General features: G+C 62.1%; 22 protein-coding genes. 14 read left to right on the forward strand and 8 right to left on the reverse strand.

The features are described from left to right. The first annotated feature begins 33 nt into the window (after positions 1-33). Positions 34-678: a YqaJ viral recombinase family protein gene (locus tag ACYU0X_RS13680; RefSeq protein ID WP_461901245.1), complete on the forward strand. Its 645-nt coding sequence runs from the start codon at positions 34-36 to the stop codon at positions 676-678. Here the strand turns inward: ACYU0X_RS13680 and ACYU0X_RS13685 are convergent. Beyond that, positions 675-1,763 (reverse strand): mechanosensitive ion channel family protein, encoded by a 1,089-nt coding sequence (locus ACYU0X_RS13685; protein WP_418907360.1) that lies wholly within the window; start codon positions 1,761-1,763, stop codon positions 675-677. The two genes, ACYU0X_RS13680 and ACYU0X_RS13685, sit on opposite strands and share 4 nt — an antisense overlap. Positions 1,764-1,970: 207 nt before the next feature. Between ACYU0X_RS13685 and ACYU0X_RS13690 the strand changes: the two genes are divergently transcribed. The 3 genes from ACYU0X_RS13690 (at position 1,971) to ACYU0X_RS13700 (ending at position 5,074) form a co-directional block, all read left to right on the forward strand. After that, positions 1,971-2,498 carry an AMIN-like domain-containing (lipo)protein gene (locus ACYU0X_RS13690; protein ID WP_461902811.1) on the forward strand — a complete coding sequence of 176 codons (528 nt, stop codon included), beginning with the start codon at positions 1,971-1,973 and terminating at the stop codon, positions 2,496-2,498. Positions 2,499-2,593: 95 nt separating this feature from the next. After that, positions 2,594-3,601 (forward strand): PhzF family phenazine biosynthesis protein, encoded by a 1,008-nt coding sequence (locus ACYU0X_RS13695; protein WP_461901246.1) that lies wholly within the window; start codon positions 2,594-2,596, stop codon positions 3,599-3,601. Between the two features lie 9 nt (positions 3,602-3,610). Continuing rightward, on the forward strand, positions 3,611-5,074 hold the full coding sequence (locus ACYU0X_RS13700) for a DHA2 family efflux MFS transporter permease subunit (protein WP_418907363.1): 1,464 nt from the start codon (positions 3,611-3,613) through the stop codon (positions 5,072-5,074). Between the two features lie 59 nt (positions 5,075-5,133). Here ACYU0X_RS13700 and ACYU0X_RS13705 read toward each other — a convergent pair whose 3' ends face one another. Beyond that, entirely contained in the window at positions 5,134-5,397 is a 264-nt protein-coding gene (locus ACYU0X_RS13705; protein ID WP_418907364.1) for a hypothetical protein, read from the reverse strand. A gap of 178 nt (positions 5,398-5,575) precedes the next feature. On the opposite strand from ACYU0X_RS13705, the gene ACYU0X_RS13710 reads away from it, so the two are divergent. The 3 genes from ACYU0X_RS13710 to ACYU0X_RS13720 all read left to right on the forward strand — a co-directional run bounded on the left by ACYU0X_RS13710 (position 5,576) and on the right by ACYU0X_RS13720 (position 9,043). Further along, entirely contained in the window at positions 5,576-6,262 is a 687-nt protein-coding gene (locus tag ACYU0X_RS13710) for a TetR family transcriptional regulator (protein ID WP_418907365.1), read from the forward strand. 80 nt (positions 6,263-6,342) lie between these two features. Next, a complete protein-coding gene (locus ACYU0X_RS13715) occupies positions 6,343-7,572 on the forward strand; it encodes an acyl-CoA dehydrogenase family protein (RefSeq protein WP_418907366.1) in 1,230 nt (409 codons plus the stop codon). Positions 7,573-7,987: 415 nt separating this feature from the next. Beyond that, a complete protein-coding gene (locus tag ACYU0X_RS13720) occupies positions 7,988-9,043 on the forward strand; it encodes a carbon-nitrogen hydrolase family protein (RefSeq protein ID WP_418907367.1) in 1,056 nt (351 codons plus the stop codon). Here ACYU0X_RS13720 and hrpB read toward each other — a convergent pair. Next, positions 9,040-11,598 carry an ATP-dependent helicase HrpB gene (gene hrpB / locus ACYU0X_RS13725; RefSeq protein WP_418907368.1) on the reverse strand — a complete coding sequence of 853 codons (2,559 nt, stop codon included), beginning with the start codon at positions 11,596-11,598 and terminating at the stop codon, positions 9,040-9,042. The two genes, ACYU0X_RS13720 and hrpB, sit on opposite strands and share 4 nt — an antisense overlap. Further along, positions 11,595-12,383, reverse strand: a complete 789-nt coding sequence (locus ACYU0X_RS13730) for an alpha/beta fold hydrolase (RefSeq protein ID WP_418907369.1) — start codon at positions 12,381-12,383, stop codon at positions 11,595-11,597. Before ACYU0X_RS13730 ends, hrpB begins: the two co-directional genes overlap by 4 nt. A 125-nt stretch (positions 12,384-12,508) precedes the next feature. Here ACYU0X_RS13730 and ACYU0X_RS13735 point away from each other — a divergent pair, with 125 nt between their 5' ends. Continuing rightward, a complete protein-coding gene (locus ACYU0X_RS13735; RefSeq protein WP_418907370.1) occupies positions 12,509-12,646 on the forward strand; it encodes a hypothetical protein in 138 nt (45 codons plus the stop codon). A 138-nt stretch (positions 12,647-12,784) separates the two neighbouring features. Here the strand turns inward: ACYU0X_RS13735 and ACYU0X_RS13740 are convergent, their stop codons facing one another. Then, positions 12,785-13,537 (reverse strand): cache domain-containing protein, encoded by a 753-nt coding sequence (locus tag ACYU0X_RS13740; protein WP_418907371.1) that lies wholly within the window; start codon positions 13,535-13,537, stop codon positions 12,785-12,787. Next, positions 13,534-14,310: a GntR family transcriptional regulator gene (locus ACYU0X_RS13745; RefSeq protein ID WP_418907372.1), complete on the reverse strand. Its 777-nt coding sequence runs from the start codon at positions 14,308-14,310 to the stop codon at positions 13,534-13,536. Before ACYU0X_RS13745 ends, ACYU0X_RS13740 begins: the two co-directional genes overlap by 4 nt. Before the next feature lie 168 nt (positions 14,311-14,478). On the opposite strand from ACYU0X_RS13745, the gene ACYU0X_RS13750 reads away from it, so the two are divergent. From ACYU0X_RS13750 to ACYU0X_RS13775, 6 genes are all read left to right on the forward strand, one after another. After that, positions 14,479-15,540 (forward strand): ABC transporter ATP-binding protein, encoded by a 1,062-nt coding sequence (locus ACYU0X_RS13750; protein WP_418907373.1) that lies wholly within the window; start codon positions 14,479-14,481, stop codon positions 15,538-15,540. A 31-nt stretch (positions 15,541-15,571) separates the two neighbouring features. Further along, the gene (locus ACYU0X_RS13755) at positions 15,572-16,777 is read left to right on the forward strand and encodes an extracellular solute-binding protein (RefSeq protein ID WP_418907374.1); all 1,206 of its coding nucleotides are present in this window, start codon (positions 15,572-15,574) and stop codon (positions 16,775-16,777) included. A gap of 98 nt (positions 16,778-16,875) precedes the next feature. After that, entirely contained in the window at positions 16,876-17,799 is a 924-nt protein-coding gene (locus tag ACYU0X_RS13760) for an ABC transporter permease (protein ID WP_418907375.1), read from the forward strand. A 17-nt stretch (positions 17,800-17,816) separates the two neighbouring features. Next, positions 17,817-18,620, forward strand: coding sequence for an ABC transporter permease (locus tag ACYU0X_RS13765; RefSeq protein WP_309405660.1), 804 nt, complete (start codon positions 17,817-17,819; stop codon positions 18,618-18,620). Between the two features lie 77 nt (positions 18,621-18,697). After that, positions 18,698-19,759 carry an L-glyceraldehyde 3-phosphate reductase gene (gene mgrA, locus ACYU0X_RS13770; protein ID WP_461901251.1) on the forward strand — a complete coding sequence of 354 codons (1,062 nt, stop codon included), beginning with the start codon at positions 18,698-18,700 and terminating at the stop codon, positions 19,757-19,759. A gap of 289 nt (positions 19,760-20,048) precedes the next feature. Then, on the forward strand, positions 20,049-21,431 hold the full coding sequence (locus ACYU0X_RS13775; RefSeq protein ID WP_309405656.1) for an NAD-dependent succinate-semialdehyde dehydrogenase: 1,383 nt from the start codon (positions 20,049-20,051) through the stop codon (positions 21,429-21,431). Between the two features lie 81 nt (positions 21,432-21,512). Here ACYU0X_RS13775 and ACYU0X_RS13780 read toward each other — a convergent pair whose 3' ends face one another. Together ACYU0X_RS13780 and ACYU0X_RS13785 are read right to left on the reverse strand one after the other, a co-directional pair. Continuing rightward, positions 21,513-22,586, reverse strand: coding sequence for an HTTM domain-containing protein (locus ACYU0X_RS13780; protein ID WP_461901253.1), 1,074 nt, complete (start codon positions 22,584-22,586; stop codon positions 21,513-21,515). Further along, positions 22,577-23,332, reverse strand: a complete 756-nt coding sequence (locus ACYU0X_RS13785) for a DUF5819 family protein (protein ID WP_309405652.1) — start codon at positions 23,330-23,332, stop codon at positions 22,577-22,579. Before ACYU0X_RS13785 ends, ACYU0X_RS13780 begins: the two co-directional genes overlap by 10 nt. Positions 23,333-23,343 lie beyond the last annotated feature (11 nt).

The following is a 23,343-nucleotide window of genomic DNA, read 5'->3' on the forward strand; positions in this document are numbered from 1 at the left end:
CTGCCCGGCCGCCGGGTGAGAGAGAATAGCCGGGTGAGTTTATTTACCGGGACCGATCACGAATGCTTCCAGCGGGTGCTGGCGGATTCCACCAACCGCATCGAATGGTTGCGGGCCCGGGCTCAAGGTATCACCGCGACCGACGTCGCCAAGCTCTCCACCGAGCGGTCGATCCGTTCGGCGGTGATCGACAAGCTTCACGGTTCGGGCTTCTCCGGGAACCCGTACACCGACCACGGGCGCAAGCGCGAGCCGGTCATCGCCGCCTGGGTGCAGGAGAATTTCAACATCTTCCCCTCCTCGCAGCTCTTTCACGCGCGCGACACCCGGCTGCATCTAGCCACCCCGGATGGCCTGGGTTTCGACGCCTCCGGCGTCCCGGTGCTCTCGGAAATCAAGACCACCAACAAGCCCTTCGCCCGCGTGCCGAAGAACTATCTGCGCCAGATCATGTGGCAGCAGTATGTGCTCGGCGCGCAACGCACCCTGTTCGTCTGGGAGCAGCACGAGAACTTCGTGCCGGTGAGCGTGGTGCCGGAGTTCCGCTGGATTGAACGCGACGACGCGCTCATTGCGGATCTGATCGCGAAGGCCAATCTGCTGATCGAACAGTTGCGCGAGGCAACGTTGCGCCAGCAGCGGCTCGACGACTACGGCCCGGCGGCGTTGCGCTACTAAGCTCCGGGCAGCAGCTTGGGATCGGGCAGGCAGTCGGGCTGGCTTTCGAGCAGTTCGGCCAGCAGCTTCTCGCGCAACATGGTGCGCAGCTCCCACAAGTCCCCGGCGTTGCGCGCCGATACATAAATGGTTACGGTTTGCAGCCCGCCGACCGCATCGGTCACGAGTAGGGAGTTGGTGCGCCCATCCCACAGATCGCTGGCCTCGAGTAGTTCGGTGGTGCGCTCGCGCAGCTGCGCGACCGGCGCGTTCCACTTCAGCTGCAGCACCACGGTGCCATCGATTTCGCTCGTGGTGCGCGACCAGTTCTCGAAGGGCGTGGTGGTGAAGTAGGTCGAGGGCAGGATCATCCGGCGCCCGTCGAGCAGCTTGACCACCACATAGGTCAGCGTGATCTCTTCGACATTGCCGCGTTCCTGTTCGACGACGACCACGTCGTCCACGCGCACCGAGTCGGTGAAGGCGATCTGCAGCCCGGCGAAGAGGTTGGCCAGCGAGGATTGCACGGCCAGACCGAGGACCACCGAGGCCAGACCGGCGGAGGCCAAAATACCGGCACCAAGCGTCCTGACTTGGTCAATGGTCAGCAGTACGGCCGCGACGGCCAGTACGCAGAGCACCGCAACCAGCACTCGGCGCAGCAGTCCGACCTGGGTCTGCACCTTGGCCATGCGGCGCCCGGGCCCAAAGCGTGCGGCGAACTGCCCCAGCACTACGTCCTCGACGATGCGCACCACCCGGATGATGAACCAGGTCAGGAACGAGACCATCAGGATCAGCAGGATGAACTGGGCGGCGTCGTACCAGGGTTGATGCTGTTGGAAGGCCACCAGCATGATCTTCAAGCTCATGCTGGATAGCGTGCCGAAGAACGGGATCCGGCTTGATTTCACATCCGCCGCGGCGCCCTCGAAGCGGCGCAAAATGCGGCTTGCGATCCGGCTGAGCACCAGCGTGAGTAGGAACGCAATCGCAATACCGGAGGCGGTGAGGACCCAAAATTGCAACGATACGGGTAGGAAACTCGAGGCCTGAATAACATCTTCCACGGTCTGATCGACCGGCGCGGTAGGACTTGGTTGCATCGTTAAAGCATGTCACACACCGATGGGCCAAAGCTTGGGGCAGGCTTGAGAATTGGTGAAACGACGCGGATCACACTCCGTGTGGATCACGATTGTGCGGCAGTTGGATTCCGGTTCCCACCAGCTATTTACAGTGCCACGACGGCGCGCTGTAGTGAGGGCATGGGGATAAAACCCCACGCTTGGAAGGAGCCAATTATGGGCACAATGCATCGTGCAATAGTAGCGATGGTGGCCGCCGTCGGACTTGCGGCGAGCACGGCCCCGGCCGTGGCCACGGTACCGGCCCCCACGGGCGGGTGCTCCACCGTGTACTGGGGTTCGCTGCCGAAAACCTCGACGGCCGTGGGTTATAGCCGGCTCACCGATCTGCGCACCGGTTCGCATAGTTGTTTCGACCGCCTGGTGCTGGATCTGAGCGGAAGCACCGAGGGGTATTCGGTGCGCTACGTCAATCAGCTCACCGGCATCGGTTCTGGCCTGCCCGTCGAGACCATCGGCGGGGCACAGATCGAAATCCGTGTCGACGCCCCGGCCAGCTGGTCGCTGGATGTGGATCCGGCGGTGCAGCGACTGTACTATCACACCTTCCGACAGCTGGTGTGGTTGGGCAGCTTCGAGGGCCAGAGCAAGGTGGGTCTGTCGGTTCGGGCACGCCTACCGATGCGCGTGTTCACCCTCGACGGACCGGGTGATGGCTCACGGCTGGTCATCGACGTCGCTAGAAACTGGTAGTCACGCGGCTAACTTCGGGAAGGAGGCGGGCGGCGATGTCATGCGCGCCGCGCAGTGCGTAACACCGCCGCCAATACTCAGCTTGATATGCCACGATGCTGTTTATGAGCCGCTCTTTTGACTACGCCCAGGTCGACGTGTTCGCGCCGTCGGCCTTCAATGGCAATGGTTTGGCCTTGGTCTATGCTGCCGACGACTTGAGCACCGCGCAGATGCAACACTTTGCGCAGTGGATGAACCTGTCCGAAACCGTGTTTTTCCGCACGCCCAGCAGTGCGGAAGCGGACTACGCGATACGAATTTTCACCCCGAGCACCGAGTTGCCCTTTGCCGGGCACCCCACCTTGGGGGCCGCTCACGCCTTTTTGGAGGAACACCCCGAACTGGCCGGTGCCGGAATGCTGACCCAGGAGTGCGGGGCCGGGCTGGTGCCGGTACGCGTCGAGCGCGACGCCACCGCCGAGTATCCGCGTCGGCTGGCCTTCAAGGCCCCGCCGCTTCGGCGCAGTGGCCCGCTGGAACCGGATGTGTTGCAGTGGGCCATCTCCGGCCTCGGGCTCACCGCCGAGGATGTGCTCGATCATCAGTGGCTGGTCAACGGGCCGCATCACGCCGGACTGTTACTGCGCGACGCCGACCTGGTACTGGGCATTGAACCGGATTTCCAGGCCCTGCAGGGTCTGGAGGTCGGGGTGATTGGACCGTATACCGCCGCCAGTGTCTCGCAGGGCAATTGGCAGCCGCATGATTCGGTGCTCCCCCGGCTCACCGGGACGCGGGAGGAACTGCGCCCGCTGGATGCCTCGGATCGCACGCGCTCGGAGGAACGCTTTGGCTCCGTCGTGCTGCAACCCCCGGCGGATTTCGAGGCGCGGGCCTTCGTTCCCGGGGAGGCCATTCAGGAGGATCCGGCCACCGGCTCGCTCAATGCCGGCTTCGGGCTCTGGCTAACCGAGGCCGGTCACGCGCCGCAGCGCTACACGGTGCGGCAGGGAACGCAGGTGGGACGCGCGGCGATCTTGCATGTGGAGGCCGACGAGCAGGGCGTCTGGGTGTCCGGCGATGTGACCACGCGGATCAGCGGTCGGGTGGATTTCGACTAGGCTGTGACGGTGAGTTCACCGTCAACGCAACATCAAGATTTTAATAAGCGAGCCGCGTGGCGGGCCCTGTGGGCACTGGTCATCGGCTTCTTTATGATTCTGCTCGATACCACGATCGTGTCGACCGCTATGCCGGCGATGATGCAGGCCCTGCAGACCGATATCACCGGCATCCTGTGGGTCAATAGCGCCTATCTGCTCACCTTTGCGGTGCCGTTGCTGGTCACCGGGCGACTCGGCGACCGGGTCGGTCCGCATAAGATCTACCTGCTCGGGCTCGTCATTTTTACGCTCGCCTCGCTGTGGTGCGGCCTCGCCGGTTCGCTGGCCTCGTTGGTCATCGCCCGCGCGGTTCAAGGGTTGGGTGCGGCGCTGATCTCCCCGCAATCGATGACCTTGATCACCCGTATCTTCCCCTACCAGCATCGCGGGGCCGCGATGGGCCTGTGGGGCGCGGTGGCCGGCATTGCCTCGCTCACCGGTCCAATCCTCGGTGGGTTGCTGGTCGATTCCATCGGCTGGCAGTGGATCTTCTTTATTAATGTTCCGCTGGGCATCCTGAGCTTCGCGATGGTGCTGAAGTTCGTCCCGCGCCTGCAGGCCCATGCCCACACCTTCGATCTGGTGGGCGTGCTGCTCAGCGCGCTGGCCATGTTCTGCCTGGTGTTCGGAATCCAGGAGGGCGATTCGACGAACTGGCAGCCCTTCATTGGGCCGCTGGGCTCCTGGCATCTGATCGGGCTGGGGATCGTGTTGCTGGCCGTCTTTATTTGGTGGCAGTCGCATACCCGCAAGGAACCGTTGGTGCCGCTTCGCCTCTTTGCGGTCCGGAACTTTTCCTTGGCCAATGTAGCCATCGTGGCCATGGGCCTGACGGTGGCCACGATGACCTTGCCGATGCTGTTTTATCTGCAGCAGGTGCGCGAACTGACCCCCACGCAGTCGGCTCTGATGATTTCGCCGATGGCGCTGGTCTCTGCGGCGATCGCCCCATTAATGGGTGCGGCGGTGAACCGTTATTCCTCGCGCTCGTTGGCGCTGCCCGGATTTGCGCTCTATGGCGGCTCGATGCTGGTTTACGCCCTGCTGATGCACGCCGAGACGCCGTTGTGGGCGCTGTTGATCCCACCGTTTGTGCAGGGTGTGGGTGCCGCCATGATTTGGCCCTCGCTCTCGCTGGCGGCAACGCGGGACCTCACCGCCCAGGATGCCGGGGCAGGCTCGGGGATCTATAACACCACCCGGCAGATCGGCTCGGTGCTCGGGTCGGCGCTGATTGCAGTGCTGATGGAGTCGCGCGTGGCCGCTCAGATCGAGCACAGTGCCACCGGTAGCGAACGTAGCGTCGCGGAGGCCATGAGCTTGGGCTTGGGTCAAGCCTTGCTCTTGCCGGCCGGGGTGGCCTTGGCCGCGGTACTGGTGGTGGGTTTCTTGACCCCAGCCCGTGAACAGAGCGTGGCCGCGAAAGACTAGTTCGGTGTTGGCCGCGGTTCGCTCGAGTCGGCTCGGCGAACCGCGACCGCGCCGGTGGCCTAGGCTTGATCTTCGGTTTCCTCGACGGGAGTCTCGCCAGCCTCGTCGCCGCCCTTGAGATCGTCGACGACGTCGCCGATCTTATCCTGCGCGTCGGCGGCAAATTCCTTCACGTTCTCCGTGGCGTCCGAGGCGAACTCCTTGACGTTCTCGGTCGCATCGGCCGCGAATTCTTTAACATTCTCGGTGGCGTCGGAGGCGAACTCCTTGACGTTATCGACTGCTTCGCTCAGTTTCTGCTTTGCGTTGTCGAAGAAACCCATGTCTACTCCCGGTTTATCGTGATTCTTGAAGTGGACTACCTAAACTGCCGCAGTCTCATTCACCAACTTACGTTGAGCGGTTGCCCGGCTCAAGAGTGGCGTCGTATTTTTTCCGTGGCGACTACCAATAATGCGAGCTCCGGGGTGCAGTGCGGCTCGCGTGCTAGATTCGTAGATCATGATCGCTTCATCTGCCGTACCGCCGGCCGCCCTCGACCTGCTGATTAACCAGGGTTTCGACGCCACCAGCGTCGACGAATTGGCTGCCGCGGCCGGCATTTCCCGCTCCACCTTTTTCCGCCGCTTCGGGTCGAAGGAAAATATGGTCTTCGCGGACCAGGAAATGATCATCACGCATGTGCAGACCACGCTGGCGGCCTCGTCGGTGTCGGTCACCCAGGCGCTGTTGGATGCGGCCCATGTGGTGTTCGATCAGTACACCGCCAACCCGGAGGCCGCGCGGCTGCGCCATAAACTGCTCTCCTCGGTGGCCGCGCTGCGAGAGCGCGAGCTGGTTTCCACGCACAGCTATGAGCGGGCCTTTAACGATTTTCTCAAAGCCCGGGGGTTGTGCGAGACCCCGGCGAACCGTTCGCTGTGCTTGGGGCTCAGCGCCGGGCTGGTGGCCATCCACAACGATCACCTGCGACTGTGGTTGCGCGATGCTCAGGCCACCAACCGCGACCGGCTGGCTAGGGACGTGCGGCTCTTTCTGGACCGTTTCGCGGATCTGCTCGAGCCGGACGAGGCCGGCGCGGCGCGGGGCCGCTCGGTGAATGTGGTGGTTTCGGTGCTCGATCCCGGCGCGGATGAGCAGGAAGTATTGGCGGCGGTCAGCGAGGCGCTGCGGCAATCACAGGATTGATACTTAGTTTCTTGACTTGAAACTAAGTTCCATTACTCTTGAGTAGGAAACCAGATGATCCGAACTCAGGAGCGTTGCCCATGTCCACCACCACCGAATTCGACTTCCCGACCGGCGTCGTGGAACCCGAGTATGACCTTTGGGCCGACGAGGTCGATATCGACCCGACGCGCATCTTCGCCAACCTTTCCGAGGCCGACAGCCAGTGGCGTCAGCGCGCCCGCGATTTTGTTGTCTCCGAGGTCAAGCCGGTGGCGCACGACCTGTGGGAACGCGCCGAATACCCGTTGGAACTGGTGCGCTCCATGGGCAGCGCCGGGCTGCTGCGCGATGGACTGAACTTCGGGGAGCACCCCGAGATGAGCATGCTGGCCGCAGGGCTGGTCAACATGGAAATGGCCCGCGGCGACGGCTCGGTCGCCACCATCCTCGGCGTGCAGGCCGGGTTGGCCCTGCGATCGGTGCTGATGTGCGGCAGCGAGGAGCAGATCGCGCGCTACGCCGAACCGATGAGCGCCGGCACCCTGCCCGGCGCCTTCGCGCTGACCGAACCCACGCACGGTTCGGACTCGGTCAGCCTCGAGACCCGCGCGCACCGCGTCGCCGACGGCTATGTGCTCAACGGCGAGAAGAAGTGGATCGGCAACGGCTCGGTCGGCGGGCTGACCGTCGTCTGGGCACGCGACGACGAGGGGCAGGTCCGCGGTTTCCTGGTGGAGCAGGACTCCCCCGGCTACCAAGCCACCACCATCGGCAATAAGCTTTCGCTGCGCGCGATTTGGCAGGCGCACATTCGCCTCGAGAACGTCTTCGTGCCGGACAGCCAGGTGATGCCCGGGGCACGTAGCTTCAAGGACACCTCCAAGGTCTTATTCGCCACCCGGCTCGGGGTGGCGTGGGCCGCCGTCGGACATGCCACCGCCTGCTATGAGTCGGCGGTGCTGTACGCCAAGGCCCGCACCCAGTTTGGTCGACCGCTCGCCGCCAGCCAGATCATCCAGGAGCGTCTGGCCCGCATGCAGTCCGAGCTGGCCACCATCCAGCTGCTGGTGATGCAGTGCGGTCAGCTCGAGGCCGCGGGAGACCTGACCGGGGCGCAGGCCTCGCTGGCGAAGTTCACCGCGACGCGCACCGCACGCACCATCGCGGCCAATGCCCGCGACCTGCTCGGCGGCAACGGCATCCTGACCAATAATCGCGTGGCGCGGCACTTCGCCGACCTCGAGGCGATTCACACCTATGAGGGCACCGAAACCGTGCAGGCGTTGCTGATTGGGCGCTCGATCACCGGAATTTCGGCCTTCGCCTAAGCACTAATTACGACGATGGGCCCGCGCCTTACGGCACGGGCCCATCGCCAGCAGGTGCGCCACTTGGGGGATTGCGCACCCGCCGGATGTCCACGATCTTGGGGGACTCGTGGCCATCCCCGATTCGTCTGCGACATTGGGGGATTCGCAGGCGGATCGGACCCTTGGCTCCCGGCGCGAACGTCGAAAACCAAGAATTCTTCGCTGGGGTTCTCGCGGTGCCCAAGATCACCACAACCCACTGGTATACCGTATCGCATAATTGGCCGATTGACGAAAACGTCCCTGCCCACATCCGCGTCACGGTGCCGGCGACAAAGTTTGTCACGATCGCGTCATATCCCGCAGACGCTACCTATGGCGGGCTCTAGGGTGTTGACTAGGACGCGCAAGCCAGCAGACGAGGAGTTTGACGATGACCGAACCGTTGGGCGTAGCCCTGGTGCAATACCCGCCAAATCCCGTGCTCGGCGATCTTCTGGCCTTCCTCCGCGCGCAGGTGCCGCTGAAGCCGCATATGCGCCTGTGGGTCTTCCCCGAACTCCACCTGGGCCCGCGCGTCGAGCAGGCACCGCATCAGGCCGCACGCGCCCTGACGGATCCGGAACTCGGGCAGCTGGGCCAGGTGGCCGCCGAACTAGGGATCTGGCTGATCCCCGGCAGCATCTACGAGCGCGGGGCCAACGGGACCGTCTATAACACCGCGCTGGTGTATGCACCCGATGGTACCCGGGTCAGCAGCTACCGAAAGATCTTCCCGTGGCGGCCTCTGGAAACCTCCGTCCCGGGCACCGAATTTGAGGTGTTCGAGATCCCCGGGCACGGCACCATCGGCCTCTCGATCTGCTACGACATCTGGTTCCCGGAACACACCCGACAGCTAGCCTGGCTCGGGGCCGATATGGTCATCAACATGGTGCAGACCGGAACCTCGGAGCGCAGCCAAGAACAGGCCATCGTGACCGGCAATGCGGTGATGAACCAGCTCTGGGTGGCCTCGGTTAATACCGCGTCCCCGGTGGGCCGCGGCCGGTCGCTGATCGTCGACCCGGAAGGGGTACGACGGGCCGAACTGCCCGGGGCCGAACCTGGAATCCTGACCTGCATGGTGGATCTGGGGCAGACGCGCACGGTGCGCAACTACGGCACCGCGGGTGTGTCCAGCCCCTTCAAGCAGTTCTATGCCAACGATGTGCCGATCCACCTGCCGATGTACGACGGCTATCTCACCGGCGCCTCCATGGCCGCGGCCCTGGGCGAGCCGACCCCGCCGGCGGCACCCGGCCCGCAGACCGCCGCGGAGGCACAGTCCATGGCCATTTTCGGGGCGCCGGCCGCCGCGGCCGATCCCACCGTCTCCGAACTACCGCTGGAAGGCCCCGAGGACGGAGACTTCCTGGCCGATTACTCCCCCACCCCGAGCGGTGAACCGGGCTCTGGTCTGCCGCTGGTACCCGAGGCGGGTGCCTAGGAGCGCAGCCGGCGGTTGGTGAGTTTGGTCGGTTCGTGACTCATGGGGTCCTCGGGCCACGGATGCTTGGGATAGCGTCCACGCATTTCGGCGCGCACCTGACGGTACGGACCGGAGAAAAAGCTCGGCACGTCCTCGGTCACCGCCAGGGGACGCCCGGCCGGTGATAACAGGTGGAACTGCACCGGTAGCTGCCCGCGGACGAGCCGAACCGGCTCGGTCATCGAAAAGCATTCCTGCAGCTTGACCGCCACCACCGCCGGCCCCTGCTCGTCGACCGGCGGGTAGCTAATTTGAATGCGCGAGCCGGAGGGCACCTGCAGCTCGGTGGGCACCAACTCGTCGAAATCGTGGGCGTGTTCCCAAGGAATCAGCGCGCGCAGGGCCTCGCGCAGATCGACGTTGCCCGCCGGGGTGCCACCGGCCACCGCCTCAAGCACACCGCCGAGCCACTGGTCTGCGGCCGCGATCAACGACGACTCGTCCATCGGCCGGAAAGGCTCACCCAATAGGCGGTGAGCCACGGCCAGCCGACGACGCAAGGCCTCAAACTGCGGCTGCTCCCCGAAGAGTCCGAGCCGCTGCTCCGCCAACGCCGCCTGCACCGCCGGTACGGCCAGCTCCTTGGTCACCGGCACCGGGTGGCTGGCCAGTTCGATGGCCCCAAAACGCTCGATGCGCCGGGCGCTGAGCTTTCCGGCGCGGAAGGTGGCCGTTTCGGCGCGGGTGTGCAGTTGTGGTTCGAGGTGCAGCACCTGTTCGAGGTCGGTGGCCGCGGCGAGCCGGATCAGGGTGCGCGGCCCGCTGCGCTGGACTTCGCCGATGGCGAGGTACTCGTGTTGCTGCAGCGGGCTGCCGGGCGGAAGCTGGGCCCGGGTGCCAGAGGCCAAGAGGTACTCCCCCGGTGCCATCCGGCGGGCGACCCACTGCGGGTACGCCAGAATCATCACCGTTGCCAGCGCCTCGTTCAGCGAGCCAGCGTGGGTGGATTCGGCCGACCCCGGGGAAGATGCCGGGCCATGGGACGCGTTGAGCAAGGCTTCGAAACGGCGTACGTCGGCGGCGTAGCTTTTCTTCTCGCGATGTTCTCCACGCTCGAGGGCCTGCGCGAGCGCCAACGCGTCCGCGCCCTCGGCCCGGTACCCTCCGGTCAGCACGGCGGTGGCCCGCGCGATCCGGTCCGCGCTGCAGTGTGCTGCCCCGTCGAGCAAGGCCCGCGCCGTGCGTGGATCGGCCGGAATCTGCAGCATTCGCCGACCGGCGGCGGTGATCTTGCCTTCTGCGTCTACGGCTCCCAGGGAACGCAGCACCTGCTCGTCGCCGCGCATGGCCTCGGCCGGGGGCTGTTGCCACAGTTCAAGACCCTCGCCGCGCGGGGTCCCCCACGCGGCCAGATAGAGCCCGGCCTGCACGAGGTCCGCGGTGCGGATCTCGGCGGTGGTCGCCGGGTCGGCGGCGGCGAAGGAGCGTTCATCGAGGGTACGCACCACGGTGCCGGGCACCAGACGTCCGGCACGCCCGGCGCGTTGCGTAGCCGCCGCCCGGCTGGCCACGACGGTCATTAGCCCGCTCACCCCACGCACCGTGTCGCGGCGCGGTTCGCGGGCATAACCTGCGTCGATTACTAGGTTCACGCGCGGAACGGTCAGCGACGATTCGGCGATAGACGTGGCCACGATGATCCGCGGCGGCGTGCCAACCGCGGGCACACTGAGAATCTCATCTTGGGCGCGGGGCGGAATTTGGCCGTGGAGCACCAGCGCCTGACCGCCCAAGGTGCCGATGCGACCGGCGACGGTTTCGGCTTCGCGCACCCCGGGCACAAATACGAGGGTGTCATAGACATCGTCCTGCGCATTATTGGCCCGTGTTTCCTGCACCGCGACCTTCGCTACGTGCTCTAGGTAGTCGGTGCGCAACCCATAGTCATTGGTTCTGGCACCACTGAAGCTCTCGAAGCGTTCTTGGACCGGGTGCTGGGCCGTATGCCCGTGCACCTCACGCACCGGACCGGCCGCTTGGAGCAGTCGCCGAAGATCACCCGCCTCGAGCGTCGCGCTCATCACCACGAGGGTGAGGTCGCCGCGCAGTTCGGCCACCTGGACAAGCATGGCCAGCAGCAGATCCGTGTCGATCGAGCGCTCATGCACCTCATCGAGCACCACGGCCGATACCCCGCTCATTTCCGGGTCTGCGAGCAGTCGGCGCAAGAGCAGTCCCGCGGTGACAAACTCGATGCGCGTCTCGCCCGAGACTTTCCGTTCCCCGCGCACCGCGTACCCCACACGCTGGCCGAGCGGCTCACCGATCAGCGAGCTGAGCCGCCGGGCCGCGGCTCGGGCGGCCACCCGGCGCGGCTGGGTCACGATCACTTTGCCCGCACCCACCGCATTGGCGGTCACCGGCGGCACGATGGTGGTCTTGCCCGAGCCCGGTGGGGCCTGCACAATTACCGGTGCCCCCGGCCGCTGGCTCAGGTAGTCGGCAAGCTCTTCGCGGCTGCCACCAAAAGCCAGCGCGGCGGCGATCGGTTCGAGATCGAAGTCTTCGCTCATGCCCTCGAGCTCCAGAAATTCGTGACGGCCTCGACCACCGGCTCAATGGGAAAGAGCGTCGACCCATGGGTACGTCCGGGCAGCGCGACCAGTCGGGCCTGCGGCATGATGCGGGCCATGGTTTTGTTGTGCTCGAAGCGCGGCATGTCGCGGGTGCCGACCATGAGCAAGGTCGGGACCTGGATGCGCGCGAGGTCGGCCTCGTCCAGATTCTGCAATCCCTCGGCCGCTTCATAGTAGGCGGCGAGCGCCAGCGGGTCGTTGTGCATGAAGGCCAACCGTGTGGCCGGGTCGAGCCGCCCGTTGCGTACTTGCCCCCGCACGAAACCTTCGATATCACCATCGCGCAGCACCTGCAGGTACCCGGGGAAGAACAGCTGGTCGATCTCCCCTTCTTCGATGCGATAGGTGCCGCCGAGCATGATCAGGCTGAGTAGGCGCTCGGGGTGCACGCTGGCCAAATGTAGACCGGCCCGCGCACCGAAGGAGTACCCCATGAGATGTACCCGCTCGAGCTGTAGGTGATCGAGCACCGCGCGGATATCGGATCCGACCTTGGCCATGGTGTAGTCGTCGACGCTGTGCAATTTTCCCGAACGGCCGTGGCCACGCAGGTCTAGGCGAATATTGCGGTGCCCCGCCCCAAGTGTTTTGGTGTAGCCCAGACCGCGCCAGATGGAACGCGACAGGGCCGAACCATGGAGGTACAGAATGGGCTCGCCTGTGGCTTCGTCGTCGTCGAAGAAGATTTCGGTGCCATCGTGGGGATTGACGATCTGGGGCATGGAACGATTATTTCGCGTGGGGTCACGGATGCCGAAATCCGCGAGTGCTCGACAAAGCTCGAGGACCCGGGCAGACTGAAACTACGGGCCTGCCGGGCTCACTGCATCTATGGAAGGGAGCGGTCATGAGCGAACAACCCGAACATGGCGAAGCCACCGAAGAAGAGATCGCCGAAGCCAAGCAACATCAGCATGACGATGAGAAGGTCGATGAGTGGGAGGAAGAATCCTTCCCCGCCTCTGACCCTCCGGCTAACTACTAAAAGCACGGATATCATGCACGTAGCTTCCAGCTAATCATCAGACTCGACTCTTAGAGTGGAACTACCTTCTCAAGGTGCGAGTGATCTAGAAAACCGGTCCCGCAGGCGTTACCTCCTTGGCCCTGCGAGACCGGTTTTTCAATGCCCGGCGGCGGGGGTCACCAGCGCGAGCGGTAGCCCGGTCAGCACGTTGATATCCACCCGCTGCTGCGTGCCATCGGGATTCGGCAGCTGATGCCCGTGCAGGTTTTCGCCCTCCCAGCCGCGCACCAACCGGGCGCCACAGGCTAGTTGGGCGCTGGCCGAGGCCAGCACCTTGCCATGCGCGTTGATGACCGTCGCCCGCGGGTTGATCTGCGCAAGCACCCGTGACATCGGCTCTTCAAAGTCGGCCACGAGCAAGTCAAAGCCGACCACGCCCACGACCTGCCCAGCGATTTCCACCGGCGCGGTGAAGGTCAATGTGAAGTCATCGGTACATAGGAAGTCAACGTAGGGTCCGGCGATGTGCACCCGGTGCTCGGTGATGGGAATCGAGAACCATTCACGGCGGGTGTAAATATCGCCCGCGGTTTCCATGGCCACAAGCAGGCGTCGGGCCAACTCGGGCCCTTGCCACCACGCCATATGCCAGCGGGCGTCCGCTAGATAATCTTCGACGGCCACGAATCCGGCACCGCTGAGGGGCAGTCGAATACGCTGGCGTAGTTGTTGAATACTCTCCTGCACCAGCTCATCGAGGGGCTCCGACTCAGGATGTTCGCCCAGCGCAGGCAAGTGCCCCTCGAGACGGCCACGGAGCGTTTCGAGGTGCTCAAGGAGTTCGCCAAAATATGATTCGACGGCGCGTTGCTCATTCGAGCCGGGCGCCGACGCGGTGCTCTGATTCATGGAAGGCCCTTCGTGGATAGCGAGTGCGATGATGAACTTCCCGAGGCATGGTAGTCGACCAGCCAGGCCACCGCGGCGCGCACATAGCGCATCACTGCGGCCCGCGCGGCCTCGGCATCCGCAGCGCGCAACGCGGCCAGTAGTTCGGCACAGCGACGCAGCCCCTCGTCATCGAAGGCGGCGTCCTCGTGGGCCAGGGACATCAACGCTCCGAAACCGCTATGCAGCCTGACGTACTCACGGGTCAGTGCCGCCGACTGGCTGAGCGCCGCCACTTCGAGCAGGAAGTTGGCCACCTTGGCCCCGGGAAGTTGGGTCGAAGTGCTCTCTTCGTCGAGCAGGCGTTGCAGAATGTCGATTTCCTCGTCGTCGGCCCCCTCGGCGGCCAGTTCGGCGGCGGCTGCAAGGATCGCGGCATAGTGGATGCCGAGGTCTCGTAGTTGCACGCGGGAGAGTGCGGCGAGTTTTTCTCGTAACAGCTGGCGGCGTCCACCCACCGGCAAGGTCAGGAAGGTGCCCCCTTCGCGCCCCCTGCGCGTGGCCACTAGCCCCATGCCGCGTAACTGCGAGAGCGCGTCACGACAGGTCATGGTGGACGCTCCCATGCTGGCCGCCATTTCGGCTTCGCTGGGTAGCCGGTCACCGTCGGTAAGCACGCCCATGCTGATACCGGAAAGAATGCGCTCCATCACTTGTTCGGCGCGGGTGGCGTCGTTCAGAGGGGCAAAGACGCTACTGAGTTGGCGTTGATGGGCCGCAGGGTTTCGTGCCATAACTTTCATCTTGCCTCCTTTCCCGACATATTGCCGCTTTAGACCAGCCCACTCGAGCAATTTTTTTCGGCCCGACTCTAGCTATAACCTCTAACATCTGTTTTCATATGTTAAGCGAAAACAAAGTTGTTGGCTAGATCACACTTCGGCGAGAGGACGTGCAGCACCATGACCGGCACACGCAGCCAAACCCTAGAACCGCCCGAGCAGTCGCTACAGGCGCGACCCGCCATCTCGTTGCGCGGTATCGAAAAATCTTTCGGCACCTTCACCGCCGTACGGAACTTAGACCTCGACATCGCCAGCGGAGAATTCTTCTCCCTCCTGGGCCCCTCCGGCTCCGGGAAGACCACGGTGCTACGCATGATCGCAGGCTTTGAACGCCCCACCGCCGGCAGTATCGAGCTTGACGGCGAAATGGTGACCGACAAGGCCCCCTTCGAACGCAAGGTCAACACCGTCTTTCAGGACTACGCGCTCTTCCCGCACCTGAACGTGGCGCAGAATGTGGAATACGGGCTGAAACTACGCAAGGTCCCCCGGGCACAGCGCCAGCAGATGGTCAACGAGGCGCTGGAAATGATTCGGCTCCCCCAGGTAGCCCGGCGCCTGCCCTCCCAGTTATCTGGTGGTCAACGCCAACGAGTGGCCTTAGCCCGCGCGCTGATCCTCAAGCCGCAGGTGCTCCTGCTCGACGAACCGCTCGGGGCGCTGGATAAGCAACTGCGTGAGCAAATGCAGATTGAACTCAAACAGATTCAACGAGAGGTCGGCATCACCTTCGTCTTCGTCACCCACGATCAGGAAGAGGCCCTTTCGCTCTCCGACCGCGTCGCGGTATTCAACGACGGTCGCATCGACCAGGTAGGCTCCCCCGCCGACCTCTACGAACGTCCGGCAACCCGTTTTGTGGCCTCCTTCTTGGGACACACCAACCTCATCGAAGGCGACCTGGCCCGCCAACTGCTTGGCGCCCCAGGTCCCTTCTCGCTACGACCCGAGCATGTGCGCGTGGCCCCCTCCGCACGCGCGGCACACGACCAGCAGGCAACTTTGACCGCAACCATTCGCGAAGTGGTCTACACCGGTTCCTGCACCCGTTTCGTCGCTTCCACCCCCAGCGGCGCAGACATCATCTTCCAAGAACTCAACGGTGCATCCACGCAGCCACCGCAGCGCGGCGCCGAGGTAGTCCTCGAGTTCGACCGGCGCCATGCCGTCGCCATCTAATCATCAGCACTCAATCCGAAAGGTCTCCATCATGAAACGCACGAAACGACTCTCCCTGGCTGCCGCGGGCGCCAGCCTCGCCCTGGTTCTCGCGGGCTGTGGAAGCTCCGGCGGCGATGCCGGCGCCCAGTCCTCGGGTATCGAGGTTCCCGATTTCCCCGTGGCCGAAAGCGTCGGAGACTCCGAAGGCCAGGTCAACATCGTTGCTTGGGCCGGATTCGTCGAGGACGGTTCGACCAACCCCGACGCGGATTGGGTCACCGACTTTGAGCAACAGACCAAATGTCAGGTCAACCGCAAAGTGGGCGCCACCAGCGACGAGATGGTGCAACTGATGCGCACCGGTGAGTACGACGTGGTCTCAGCATCCGGCGATGCGTCGCTACGGCTGATCGCAGGCGGCGATGTGCAACCCCTGAACACGGACCTGATCCCCAACTTTGGCAACTTGGTCGAGGGACTCAAGGGCCAGCTCTACGACAACCTCAACGGCAAGACCTACGGTGTCCCAATCGGCCGTGGCGCCAACGTGCTGATGTATAACACCGAGAGCGTGAAGCAGGCGCCAGATTCTTGGGCCGACACATGGGAGTCCGACAGTCCCTTCAAGGGGAAGATCATGGCGTACGATTCCCCGATTTTCATTGCCGACGCGGCGTTATACCTGATGAGCACGCGGCCAGAGCTTGGCATCACCAATCCCTACGCGCTCGATGAATCTCAGCTGGCCGCCGCGGTCGAGCTGTTGAAGCAACAGAATGAAATTGCCGGCGAATACTGGAACGATGCGCTCAAGGCCGTATCGTCGATCTCGACCGGCACCGCCTCGCTTGGCACCGGCTGGCAGGTAGTGGTCAATCTGGCCACGGCGGATGGCGGCAAAGTTGCTTCGGTGCTACCCAAGGAAGGTGCCACCGGCTGGTCCGATACCTGGATGATCTCGTCGAAAACCAAGAACCAGAACTGTGCCTACAAGTGGATCGACTGGGCTTCGTCGGCTGAAGTCAACGCGCAGATCGCGCAAAACTTCGGCATGGCTCCGGCAAACAAGGAAGCCTGCGAAGGGACTAAAGAAAACGAAGCACACTGCGAGACGTTCCACGCCACAGACGAGGAGTACTACAAGCAGGTGTGGATGTGGACTACCCCGGTTGAGCAGTGCATCGACGGCCGCACTGACGTGAAGTGCACCAACTACCAGCAGTGGACCAAGGCCTGGACCGAGGTCAAGGGCTGACGCACCGTCAACGGCTGTGGCGTGGGCGGCGTTCCGCCCGCGCCACAGCCCTCGAGCCATCGCGAAGGAGGCAGCGGATCGCTCCGCGACTTAGACCCATGACTACCATCGACCAACGCCCAGCACCCACGGCAGCCCCACCGGATCCGACTCGATCGAATACGGCAACCAACCGTATTTCGCGCTACCTATATCTGCATCCGAAGGTCCGCCTAGCAAGCCTCTTGAGCCTGCCCATGGCGTGGCTCGGCGTACTGTATATCGGTTCACTGCTCCTGCTATTCGCCACCGCGTTCTGGCACACAGACCCTTTCACATCCAAGGTCATCCCCGGATTTACGCTGGAGAATTTTCAAGAGCTGGTTCTCCAAGAGGCGTATCGCAACACCGCCGTGCGCACCATTGGCATCGCGTTGGCGGTCACGATACTCTGCGCCGCGCTCGCGCTGCCGCTGGGGTTGTTCATGGCGAAGGTCGCTGGCCCGAAGCTGCGTGCCATACTCGCCATCGGAATCACCCTGCCACTGTGGGCCGGGTACCTGGTCAAGGTATTTTCCTGGCGCATCACCTTTTCACAGGGCGGGCCGTTGGACTGGTTACTGGCCCCGTTGGGCGTGGACGGAATGGGCTATGGGCAGCCGGCCGTGGTCATCACCCTCGCCTATCTCTGGTTCCCCTATATGGCAGTACCGGTGTACACGGCATTCCGGCAGATTCCGGACAATCTTTTCAATGCCTCTGCCGACCTTGGCGCGAAATCTTGGGGCACGATCCGAACCGTGGCGCTTCCCCTGTTGAAACCGGCACTGATCGCTGGATCGATTTTTACGTTCTCGTTGTCGCTCGGTGACTATATCGCGGCGCAGTTCGTGGGCGGCAAGACCCAAATGATCGGCACGGTCATCGCGCAGAACATCAACCTGAATCCGCCTCTGGCCGCCGCCTTTGGTCTCGTGCCGATCCTGGTGGTGGTTGCGTATCTGTTCTTGGCCCGCAAGTCCGGGGCTCTGGACGCCCTTTAAATTTTCAGGAGCACATCATGCAGCTTTCACGCACCGCCAAATTCTCGCTGGGCGCCTTCGCCATTGTGGCAATGGCCGGAATCTACCTGCCATTGCTCTTGGTAATCACCAACTCCTTCAACGCCACGACTTCGGGCGCTTTCCCGATTCAGGACTGGACCACCAAATGGTGGGTCGCAGCCTGGCATAACGAGGGCGTGCGCGAGGCGTTATGGACCTCGATCAAGGTCGCCTCGATCGCCACCGTCATCGCCCTAGTGCTCGGCACGATGATCTCCTTCGCGCTGGCCCGCTATGAATTCTTCGGCAAGCACACGGTTAACTTGCTGGTCGTGCTGCCCATCGCCTTACCGGGCATTGTCACAGGTGTGGCCTTTTCGAATACCTTCAAGCATGTCTTTGAGCCCCTGGGGATCGGACTTGGCATGCTCTCGGTGATCGTCGGTCATGCCACCTTCTGCGTGGTGATGGTGTTCAACAATGTTCAAGCCCGTCTTGGCCGGGTAAATCGCGGCCTTGAGGAAGCCGCCATGGATATGGGCGCCAACCTGTTTACGACGTTCTCTCAGGTGACCTTTCCCGCGATCCGCTCCGCGCTGATCGCGGGTGGGCTGCTGGCCTTTGCGCTGAGTTTCGACGAGATTGTGGTGACCACCTTTACCACCGCCCCGGGCACCGAAACCCTGCCTATCTGGATCTTCAACAACATGTCCCGCCCGAATCAAGCACCGGTGGTCAATGTGATCGCCGCTGTGCTGATCGTGTTCTCGATGATTCCGGTATACCTAAGCCAAAAATTGACCGGTGATGATCGAGACTAGGCATGTCGACGCCGATCCTTACTCAGCTGGCATAGGCTGGATGTAGCACGTTAGAAGCAATCGCAGAAAGGCCATTCGTGGACTACGAGCGCGTCAATTCTCTTCCCGAACTGCATCGACCATATACGGCGGCAGGCGACCGCTATGAGCACTTTGGCTATCGCCGCGTAGGAAACTCCGGACTGTTACTACCTCCGCTGTCGCTGGGCCTGTGGTGGAACTTTGGGGACAACCGTCCGTTCGATGCACAGCGCGAAGTACTACGTCACGCTTTCGACAGCGGTATCAACCATTTCGACTTGGCCAATAACTACGGTCCGCCGGCCGGCTCGGCAGAAGAGAACTTTGGGCGCATGATGCGCAAGGACTTCAAGGGCTACCGAAACGAGCTCGTGATCTCCTCAAAGGCCGGTTACGACATGTGGCCGGGCCCGTTCGGTAGCTTTGGCTCGCGCAAGTACCTGATTTCCTCGGCCGAGGCCTCCTTGCAGAAACTCGGCGTGGACTACGTGGATATCTTCTACTCGCACCGCTTCGATCCGAAGACTCCGCTGGAAGAAACCATCGGCGCACTGGACACCTTGGTGCGTCAAGGTAAGGCGCTCTACGCCGGTATTTCTTCGTACTCCGCGGAGCGCACCGCCCAAGCGGCGCAGATCGCGCGTGATTTGGGCACCCCACTGGTGATTCATCAGCCGTCGTACAACATCCTCAACCCTTGGGTTGAGCACGGCCTGCTAGACACTCTGCGTGACGAGCAGATGGGCGCCATCGCTTTCACCCCGTTGGCCCAAGGCTTGCTCACCGACAAGTACCTAAACACCACCGAGGTTCAGCGTCAGGGCGGACGTCGCTCGCTCGAGGCTCATCTGACCGAGGAGAACTTGACCAAGGTCCGCCGGTTGAACGAGGTTGCCCAGTCCCGTGGGCAGTCGTTGGCTCAAATGTCCATCGCCTGGCTGTTGCGTGACGGTGCCGCTACCTCGGTACTCATCGGTGCCTCCTCCACGGCTCAGCTCGATGAAAACCTCGGTGCACTACAAAACCTGGAATTTAGCTCGGAAGAACTTGCGCAGATCGCTGAGATTGCGCAAGGTGATGCCGGGATCGACTGGTGGAAAGCCTCAGCGATTGGCTAAAGACTTGCCCCTTGATGAAGTTACATGGTGAGCACCTTAAACTTCATCAACCACGGCCGGTTTCGGGACTCACAAACAACGTTGTATGGGGGCTCCGGACGCCGGCTTTTGCAGGAAATAGCTTCCAAGGCAGCGAGTCGGGATACTGGTTAGCTTAGGGAGCAAAGTGACGGTATGCTCATACAAGGCATTCCGTGAAGTGATTCACATTCATTTTATGGTTTCGTCGGCTACTATCTACGGATAAAGCCCACGGATACGTTAATTACAGACTCAAATAGGAGCATTGATGAGCGCCCCAACCTATAAGGTTCTGAATCCGGCCACCGGCGAGGTCGTCGAAGAGTTTGCCACGGCCACCGACGCCCAGATCGAAGAAGCGCTGGCCGGAGCCCAGAGCTCGTTCGAAGCATGGCGCGAGGTCGACATCAACGAACGTGCAAAGATCGTGAACCGCGTCGCCGAATTGTTCGCCGAGCGCGCCCAAGAGCTCGGCGAGATCATGACCATCGAAATGGGCAAGCCGCTGTCTGAGGCTATCGGCGAAGCCGAATACTGCAAGGACATCTTCGCCTACTTCGCCACCGAAGGACCGGAACTCGCAGCCGACCGCGAGATCAAGTCCTTCTCGGGCGGCAAGGCCTTTGTGCAGCACCTGCCGGTTGGCCCGTTGCTGGGCATCATGCCGTGGAACTTCCCGCTGTACCAGGTGGCACGTTTCGCCGCGCCGAACCTGATGCTGGGCAACACCATCGTGCTCAAGCACGCCGAGTCCTGCCCTCGCTCGGCTCTGGCCATCCAGTCCATCATGGACGAAGCTGGCGTGCCGGCCGGTGTCTACAACAATGTCTTCGCTACTCACGATCAGATTTCGACGATCATCGCCGATCCTCGCATTCAGGGTGTGTCCCTTACCGGTTCCGAGCGTGCCGGCGCCATCATCGGCGAGCAGGCTGGCCGCAACCTCAAGAAGGCCGTGCTGGAGCTTGGCGGTTCGGATCCGTTCGTTGTCTTGGACTCGGACAATGTTGCCGAGATCGCGCAGACCGCGTGGGGTTTCCGCATCGACAACACCGGTCAGGCTTGCAACTCCAACAAGCGCATGATCGTCATGGACAATATCTTCGACGAGTTCGTCGCTGAACTGACGAAGAAGGCCGAGGGTCTCGTACCGGGCAACCCGCTGGAAGAACAAGAAGGCACCTTCGCCCCGATGTCTTCGCGCCGCGCAGCCGAAGACCTGCACGCGCAGGTACAGGACGCAGTTTCGAAGGGTGCTACCTTGCACGCCGGCGGCGTCCTGCACGACGGCCCGTCGGCCTACTACGCACCGGCCGTACTCTCCGGCGTGACTAAGGAAATGCGCGCGTACTACGAAGAACTGTTCGGGCCGGTTGCCGTGGTCTACAAGGTCTCGAGCGATGAAGAAGCTCTCGCACTGGCCAACGACACCATCTACGGTTTGGGTGGCTCGGTCCACTCCACCGATGTGGATCGTGCCGGAAAGGTCGCGGCCGGGCTGAACGTCGGCATGGCCAACGTCAACACTGTCGCGGCTGAGGGCGCTGAAATGCCGTTTGGTGGCGTCAAGCGTTCGGGCTTCGGCCGTGAGCTCGGCCCGCTGGGCATGGACGAGTTCGTGAACAAGCGTCTGTACTACGTAGCCGACTAACGGCACGTTATAACTACAAAAAGGTCGGGCTGCTCTTCCAGCGAAGAGCAGCCCGACCTTTTTGTAGTCGTACGAGGGTGGCTAGTGGTTTATGAGGGTCACTGTTTCCTCGCTCGTACGCGGGCGATTGGGCGGTGACGGATTTCCGCGCTTACCAAACTTAGCGACGAGAGCGTCCCAACAGCCTTTCAACCAACGTTGAATCACGAGCCACGTGGCCCCGGATACAAGCACCGCATCAGCTGAGGCCATGATGCCGGAGAAGAAGGGCAACCCCATGACGATGGCAATGCCTAGATGCATCCCCAAAATAGTAATCAGAGCGATGCGGCGCGTGACGCGGTGGAACAACATAAACGGGAAAGCGATCTGCGCTATGACTGTCACGTAGGTGATCAGCACAACAACCCAGGAATTGTAGCTAATCAGCTCGCTAAGCCACGGAAATACCCCGTAGTACTCGGAAGAAATGGGGTAGTACATCGCGGTGCCGGCCTGCCAAAGCGAACCCTGCACCTTGTACATACCCGCCTCGAAGTAGACGAGGCACAGTTGAGCGACCACAAGACAGAGTGCCACGTTATGCAATACGGTAACGATCTCGAATTGCCGACGCACATGCCCCTTACGGTTGCGCCACCACGCATCAATCGACCAGACGCGGGAAAGGTCGGCAAAGATCAAATAGATCAGCATGATTCTAATGAAATAGTTGCCACCGTCCGACACAGGCGTGTTCTGAGCATTAATGGCTGTATAGAAAACGAAAAGCAGCGGTGTGACGAATCGGGTTTTCCAGCCCACGGTGAACAGTATTGCCAGCAAGATAGCAACTACATACCAAAATACGAAGAAAGCCGTCCCCGTACCTTCGAGAACATTTAGTGGCCACTTGTATCCGAGTACACTCCTGTACGGCTCGAGATAGGCGGAGCCTGGTCCCCAAATCTTGTCCGCGACTGGCGCATTGAACACTAGCCAGCCTAAAATCAGCAAACCTGAAGCCATGCGCATAACGGCTAGCCCATATATAGCGTGCCGCTCTATGGTGAACCAATCGTAGAGACTGGACGCGTACTGTTGCGGAAGGCCGCTGAGATTCTTGAGCCATCGACGCACTGACGGAGCCGTTTGTAATTCGTTCTTTAGCTCCATGATGCCACCGTGTCCTCACCGAATGCCTTGACGTCTCGCCATCCAATCAGGCGCTCCGAGCTGCTCCGTTCCTTTTCTGGTTTGTGCCGCTGGGCAAACGGAGTCACGGCGTCACGGCGCAACTTCAGTTGGACCATACTCGCAGATCCCCACTGTTCTTTGGCATACAAAGTGGCAAAACCTACGGCCACGTCTTCCATTCGCTTATAGCTTCGCATGTCTTGCAGTTCAGAGGCCGGGATAGACTCCGCTGCCTCTTTCGAATCCAGGTCGTAGCCGAAGACGGGGTTCCCGAGAACGAACGGCTTAGCGATCTCATTGGCATGCTCATCGCTAAGATCATTAATCGTTGGCCATAAACGTCCATGAATGACCTTCGACTGTTTGGATCCTCGGTTGGCAAAGATGTTCCCCGACAGATGAAGCATCTCTTCCTCAGTTACATTGCGCCACTCCGAGAACTTGGCACCGCCCTTCGAACCTTTGGCGCACACGTCTGCTGTAGATAGGCAAGCTTGCACCAACAAGTATTCATCTTGCGAATAGGGACCCGGAGCAAAAAGACTCCATCCTTGGTCCAGCGGCCCCAAAAAGTAGTTACTTAATTGCGGCTCGAGAGAAGTTTTGATTGGGGTGGACGGACCGGTGAAAACAAGCGTTGCAAAAATGTGAACTGCCGCAAGCACGCCAGAAATTAAGAGCACTGCGACCGTCAAAGGTCTTGCACTCTTTCGTGATCTACTCATGAGTCTTCCTT

The sequence above is a fragment of the Glutamicibacter sp. X7 genome (assembly GCF_054889245.1).